Origin of the sequence: Type-D symbiont of Plautia stali, from assembly GCF_001485335.1 — a bacterium.
In the GTDB taxonomy this organism is placed as follows: domain Bacteria; phylum Pseudomonadota; class Gammaproteobacteria; order Enterobacterales; family Enterobacteriaceae; genus Pantoea; species Pantoea vagans_C.
Window position 1 is genome coordinate 1 of the sequence record NZ_BBOC01000147.1, and the last position, 6616, is coordinate 6616.

The window sequence follows — 6616 nt, forward strand, 5'->3', positions numbered from 1 at the left end:
TTGACTCAGCATGAGTTTTCCCTTAATAAAGTAGATATTCAGGCTTGTCGCGGAAAACACCATCCAGAGCGAGCCCCATCAGCAAACGAATTCACAGCTCATTTTCCGCTGGCCAGGGAGATTTTTGAAACAATTTTCATCAACAGTCTTGGTGCATCAACTTCTCAAAGAGTATTACGTTACCCTTATCCCAGCGGTGGTGCGCTTTATTCAGGTCAGGCAATAGTCTTTATCAATAATGTGGAGGGTTACAAAAAGGGCTCATATCATTACCTTCCAATATCTAATCAGTTTGAAAAGTTAGACAGCCTTTGTGAATCTATCGTTAATGATGCCCTTTTTATCAGAAACGACCACAATCTTAAAAATTACGACTTTTTTATTTTATACGGTTCTCTTATCGATAAACACTTATGTAAATACGGCTATCGCGGTTACAGGCTGGCAATTCTCGAAATTGGCTCTATGTACAGGAATACAGAGCTCGAACTTCAACGCCTTAACCTTGGCAGTACAATTTGGGGAGGATTTCAGGATGAGGCACTTTCGGTTGCGCTCGGTATTGATCCCCGTGTGGTGATTCCTGTTATTTGCCAGATAGTTGGGAGATAAGCATGCTGGGACCTAAAATTAACAGAGTAACTGTCGATTTGCCAGCAAATCTCGTTTTCCCCAAAATGATCAGAGCCCATTTGGAAATGGGAACTACGAGTTGTGCAACTGGCTACGATCGCAATATTTTAAAGCGTTCACTGGGTGAGGCGCTTGAAAGACATATATCTTTTTCTGATGCTGATACCGGAGGTCCGGACTTAACCCTTTCTGAAATGGACCCGTTTATAGCAGAGTGGTTTCAGAGATATTGTCGCATGAATATCGGCGAATACCCTTCACTTTCACACAGATTCACCACAACAGAAGTGACAGATCTCTCTACAGAAAAAAAATACTTCGCTCCACTGATCGCATTTAACCTTGGTAAGAGTCAGGACGAAGAGATTTTTGGATACAGAGACAGTTCCGGAACTGCTTTACATCAGTCACATACAATGGCTTTTACAGGTAGCAGAGATGAATTTTGTGAGAGGCAGTCTCTGACGTTGTTCTGGTATTTTGGACACTGCCTTTCAAGCATTGAACTTTCAAAAAAAAACTGACTTATGAAGTTCAAAAGCTCGGCTTTGTTGGATCACTTCTTGACACAGGGAGTATTTTCCTGTTCGATATTTCCTATTTCAATCCGGTAAGGACTATCCTGAGCGTATACGTTTCAGATTCTGGAAAGGTCAGATTTGCTGCTGGAGCATCAGGAAATGAGGACATTAATGAAGCAGTAAGTAAAGCTTTGCTGGAAATGTATCAGACCTTCGTATTAATGACAAACATCACGGATAAAAGAGCAACAAATATTATTGATGTACGTGACCCTCTGATCGGTGGATTCCTGTCGCATAACACCCAGAACACTGTGGATAAGTTTTTGTCAATTAACCATAATAGCAGAGTTTGCCCAGATTCTTTTTATAAGGCCGCATCATTTGAAAAGGAATTCATTCATGAACCTGTTTTTCTCCATCAGAAAGAGATTATTTTCACGAACAAAAAACTTTATTTCTGTGTAATGAAAAGCATCTACGGCTTCAAGAATATGAGCTTAAATGACAAGTATGTTCATCAGAACCTTGCCGCCGCGCGACATTACGGATACAACATACAGGTTAACTCAGGACCGGTACCTTTCGCGTAAAAAATGATGTCTTAAGCTTGTTCAAGGATGCAGGCTCACGAACGCCCTAACAAATAAGTTCACTTTTTATTTATCCTGATATTAACTAGTGGATTCAAGTTTATGGGCCATTTTTTTGCCTATGAAATTATACATCGCGGACAACTTCTGCTGAGCAAATCCATCGCCCATTTACTCAGGCGGTGTCAACTGGCGATACCTAAGAATATTGGAATACAACTTTCATGTATCCGACACTGAACACGCTTTGTCCCGCTAGGGTATTTTGCCAATGAAGTATGTGAGCACCGGATAGAGGATTGGGCCCTAAATTTTTTATAATGGATTAACCATGAATAAATTCGACTTGCTTTTAAGCCCGCTTCACCCGTTTCTGAGCCTCGTTGTTATAAGAATTTACCTTGGCTATTTCGATAATGCTTCTCTATTTACGGAAAACCTGGGATCGGCAGGGATTTTCAGTTACGTATTTATTTTTATAATTCTGACCATAACAGGACGGGGTTGATTTATTTCTTTTTTTCTGTCTGCTTTTTATAAAAGAACGAAAAATTTATAATTATTCAAGTGTCAAAGTCTGTATTACAGCGACTTTAATATTTTTCTTACCTATAATTCTTTTTATTTTATATTTACTTGGTAATTTCTCTCGAATAGATATCCGGTTTATGGGCCGTTAACGGGATGGTCTTTTTTACTCGCAGGACTTCTCTTAGTTTTTTGATGAACTACCTGCTCCTCAGGAAAAACGTACGCATTGCTCAGATCTACCAGAAACGAAAATCCCAATTAAAAATAGCATGGCTGTTCTACGCCGGTAGCCCACTTGTCATACTGTCCGTCATTGTGATCTTCTCTTCATTCTGCCTTTTGATCATTATTGGACTCCGTTTGGGAAACGGAAAATATTGTACGTTAAGATTGTTTTTTGGTAAGCGTCTCATCCAGACCGTCTTTTATTTTTTCCGCGTTTCCTACCATGGACACTTTCGCGAACATGGATACTACCGTGGACAGAAACACGCCTTACACCAGTAGACCTTGGATTTTCACAGCATTGAGCCTGCGATTTAATGAGGGGATGACTTATCGTGAAATCGCAAAGCAACTCAATATCAGTACTTCCGCTACATATAAAATGTTTACGCGTTTTCGCCGAACCGGCATTAACTGGCCATTGCCGGAGGAATACACGCCTGAGACTCTGGAAGAAGAGCTCTACGCCTTTAATCTTGAGACAAATCTGCCGGTAAAAAAACGCCGTCCGGACTGGCCTCTGGAGTTCAAAATCCGCATGGCGGATTTAACCCTGCAGCCGGGGGCCTGTGTGGCACAAATTGCTCGTGAGCATGGCATTAATGATAACCTGCTCTTCAACTGGCGGAACCTGCATCGTCAGGGACTGCTGGACCCTGCCAGCAGGGCCACTCTCATCCCGGTCGCCATGGAGCCGTTTTCACCGCCACCCAGGCACAACGGGGCCGTATCAGCAGAAACGACACCGGTCATCAGCTGTAAGCTGACACTGCCGGGCGGCAGCCTGAGCCTGACCGGGCCACTGACGCCGGAGCTGCTTCGTGTTCTGGTCAGCGAACTCATGGAGGGTGAGGCATGATTATCTTTCCGGCTGCCTCACGCATCTGGCTGGTCGCCGGCGTGACGGATATGCGCTGCAGCTTCAACGGGCTGGCAGCGAAAGTGCAGAACACGCTGCGAACGGACCCGTTCAGCGGGCACCTGTTTATCTTCCGCGGCCGGCGGGGTGACATGATAAAGGTGCTGTGGGCCGACAGGGACGGTCTGTGTCTGTTCACCAAGCGGCTGGAGCGGGGTCGCTTCGTGTGGCCGGTGACCCGCGACGGTAAAGTCCATCTGACACCAGCGCAGCTGGGCATGCTGCTGGAGGGCATTAACTGCAAACATCCGCAGCGGACGGAACGCCCTGGTCTCCGCATCTGAACCGGAGTAATGAGGAGGCATGGAACGCTCACTCTCCGATGAAAATGCCCGGCTCCGGGCGCTGCTGGACACCCAGCAGCACACCATCCGCCAGATGGCGGAGTATAACTGTCAGCGCCAGTGATATAAGACATTAATTCACCATTCGGGTTGTCCGCTCTACCCGTCATGCGGTTTCCTTAAGGTTCCCACACCGAAAAGGATTCCAGCATGCTGAGCAGAGAGGACTTTTTCATGATAAAGCAAATGCGCCAACAGGGTGCTTACATTATCGATATCGCCACACAGGTCGGATGTTCCGAAAGAACCGTCAGGCGATATCTCAAATACCCTGAGCCCCCGGCCCGTAAAACACGCCATAAAATGGCAAAACTCAAGCCGTTCATGGATTACATCGACATGCGGCTGGCGGAAAACGTCTGGAACAGCGAGGTCATTCTCGCCGAAATTAGGACGATGGGGTATACCGGCGGGCGCTCTATGCTGCGCTATTACATCCAGCCCAAACGTAAAATGCGGCCCTCAAAGAAAACCGTGCGCTTCGAAACTCAGCCCGGTTACCAGCTGCAGCACGACTGGGGAGAAGTGGAAGTCGACGTGGCCGGGCAGCGATGCAAGGTGAACTTCGCCGTCAATACGCTGGGGTTCTCCCGCCGCTTCCACGTCTTTGCCGCGCCGAAGCAGGACGCTGAGCACACGTACTAGTCGCTGATGCGCGCCTTCCGCTACTTTGGCGGCAGCGTGTAAACCGTGCTTGTCGATAACCATAAAGCCGCCGTGCTGAAAAACAGTAACGCCAACGTGGTGTTCAACGCCGGCTTCCTGTTCCCTTCAGGTGAAAAAAAGGCACAGCTTTCGCTGTGGCCGGTCAGTGAAGCCGGATAAACCGGTTCAGGTTGGTGTTATGCACGAATACTGCCGTAATGTGCTGCGCCGGACGCATGCATCGCAGCCGTTTCTGGCGTCACCAGATACATTCGGGCCCCTTCTGTGGCCTCTGACTGGCGCAGTTCCTCTGCCGGGTAAGGACCGCTGTCAACGTGCTCACCCCGGTCAAAGCAGTTGTAGCCTGACGTGCCGGCTTCCGGTGAAATCCAGTAGTGACGGATTTCACAGTCAAACAGCTGCGACATCTCGCCCATCACCTCGCCTGAAGGCGGAAACCTGGGAGATCTAAAGCTCAGTGTCAGTGAGCTGACTTCATCTCGATTCCAGATAGCCTGATGGCCAGCCGGAAACTCCATACCAAAAAGTTGCATATAAAGTTCGGACGTCGTGTTGAGCCCGGTGAAGAGGCCACTTTCGCCATTCAGCTCAGTGGCCAGACGTGACGGCATCACCATCAGCATGTCGCAGGGGCAGGTTGCCTCCGGCATGATGCTTAGCCATTCCCAGCGCTCCTGCGGGTCGAAGTGACCGCCGGCGCCGGCAACGCCAAACCAGTCGGCATAGTGCACGGCCATCAACTGCGCCATTATCTGCCGCGCTGAAAGGGGAACAGCTTCCCACTTCAGCGCATCGATGCCGGACTGCAGCCAGATTTTTTCCATGCGAGAAACCGTTTTAGTGTCGATCCATGCATCCTGCTCCAGCAGCTCAATGAAGTGCTGGAAAGCCTGGTTGGGTGAGGTCTGCGCACCCGCGCCATATGCGGTAAGCATTGGGTAAGGCGTGTATTCCACCGCCCTGACGGGCTTCAGTATGCCGGCACAGCCGGCCAGAAACAGCTTTGTAGCCTGCCGTATGGCCTGCCGGTAAAGCGGTTTTTCCGTGCCGGCAATCCAAGGCTGCATCACATCGAGGCAGACCGATTTGGCGGTGATTTCCAGACGGTTATGGCACCATGAAAACATTGTGAAACTCCTCTTGTCGGTTAAAACGATAAGAGGGCATCCCCCTGAGGAAGATGCCCTCAGGGGGATGATGGCGGCCGCAACCGCCGGTTTAGTTATGCCGCCTGTTCGGTATTCCGGTTCAGGGGCTCAAGTAAGTATTCCGAGGCCTCTCGGGCGAAACGACAGGCCCGGAAAATTGCTCGTTTGTCTTCACGTAGTGCTCTCAGCCAGCCGGCGAGGTAACTTTCGTGCTGCACGTCGCCGGTGATACCCAGCTGCGCACAGAGAAAGGCACTGCCGGTTTCCGCTATCAGCTCTTCGAAGGCGTATACCGGGTCACCAAACTGCCGCGATGAAGAGGTGATCCCTTCCCGGTTGAGTCGGCTCCCGTGACCAGTGGCATGCACCAGCTCGTGCAGCAGCGTGGACCAGTAATCCGCCTCCGTGAGGAACTGCGGCGCCGTAGGCATCACGATGCGGTCTGCGCCGGGGCGATAATACGCCCGGTCCTGCCGGCGATGATCACACCCGACGCCGGTTGCGCTGAGTATCAGTTGCACCTGCTTCAGCTGAACTGCGCTTAGATCAGAGTGCTGCCCCGTCCGTGCAGTATGAGTAACCTTTCCGGCAACAGATTCAGGCAACCCTTCACACTGATGAACACTGAACAGCTGCAGTTGTTTGATCATGGCCAGTTTCTCCATAACAGGTTCACCGTCCCTGAACAGCAGGTTATCGCTGCTGTCCCGGGCCTGTTTCTCAAATGGTTTGTAAATGATGGCGAGCGCGCTGGTTTCGCCCTTTCTGACATACCCGCCGGCGTCTTTCGCCTGCCGGAAGGTAATCCAGCGGTCGGAGGCGTAACCGTGCTCTTCAGCAGCCATCCACAACAGCGGAACATTGATACCACTGTAGGCACGGCCGGTGACGGCATTCACCGGCAAACTGCTGCCGTGCACGCCTTCAGCCGAACGCCATGGCCGCCGCCAGGGCGGCACGCCGTTCTCCAGCGCAACAATGATTTTGTCTGTGACTTGCTGGTACAGGTCGGGAGTGTTAAGTTCTGCCGCTTTAC

At 49.9% G+C, this 6616-nt stretch carries 6 protein-coding genes and 1 pseudogene; 5 read left to right on the forward strand and 2 right to left on the reverse strand.

Going from position 1 to position 6616, the window contains the following annotated elements; all coding sequences use genetic code 11:
- From PSSD_RS25145 to istA, 5 genes and pseudogenes are all read left to right on the forward strand, one after another.
- The coding region (locus tag PSSD_RS25145) for a SagB/ThcOx family dehydrogenase (RefSeq protein ID WP_167347709.1) at positions 1-612 on the forward strand (612 nt) is incomplete at its 5' end.
- Between the two features lie 2 nt (positions 613-614).
- Entirely contained in the window at positions 615-1157 is a 543-nt protein-coding gene (locus PSSD_RS25150) for a YcaO-like family protein (protein WP_058974136.1), read from the forward strand.
- 1587 nt (positions 1158-2744) lie between these two features.
- Positions 2745-3362, forward strand: a complete 618-nt coding sequence (gene tnpA, locus PSSD_RS25165) for an IS66-like element accessory protein TnpA (RefSeq protein ID WP_268810655.1) — start codon at positions 2745-2747, stop codon at positions 3360-3362.
- Positions 3359-3706, forward strand: a complete 348-nt coding sequence (tnpB, locus tag PSSD_RS25170; RefSeq protein WP_058974139.1) for an IS66 family insertion sequence element accessory protein TnpB — start codon at positions 3359-3361, stop codon at positions 3704-3706. The genes tnpA and tnpB overlap by 4 nt, the downstream gene beginning before the upstream one ends.
- Before the next feature lie 210 nt (positions 3707-3916).
- Positions 3917-4531 (forward strand): annotated as a pseudogene (gene istA / locus PSSD_RS25175) (IS21 family transposase); the annotation flags it as partial.
- A 77-nt stretch (positions 4532-4608) separates the two neighbouring features.
- On the opposite strand, the gene PSSD_RS25180 reads toward istA, so the two are convergent.
- Positions 4609-5559, reverse strand: a complete 951-nt coding sequence (locus tag PSSD_RS25180) for a DUF1281 domain-containing protein (RefSeq protein ID WP_058974140.1) — start codon at positions 5557-5559, stop codon at positions 4609-4611.
- Positions 5560-5654: 95 nt separating this feature from the next.
- A complete protein-coding gene (locus PSSD_RS25185) occupies positions 5655-6587 on the reverse strand; it encodes an ArdC family protein (RefSeq protein ID WP_235589302.1) in 933 nt (310 codons plus the stop codon).
- Between the last annotated feature and the right edge of the window lie 29 nt (positions 6588-6616).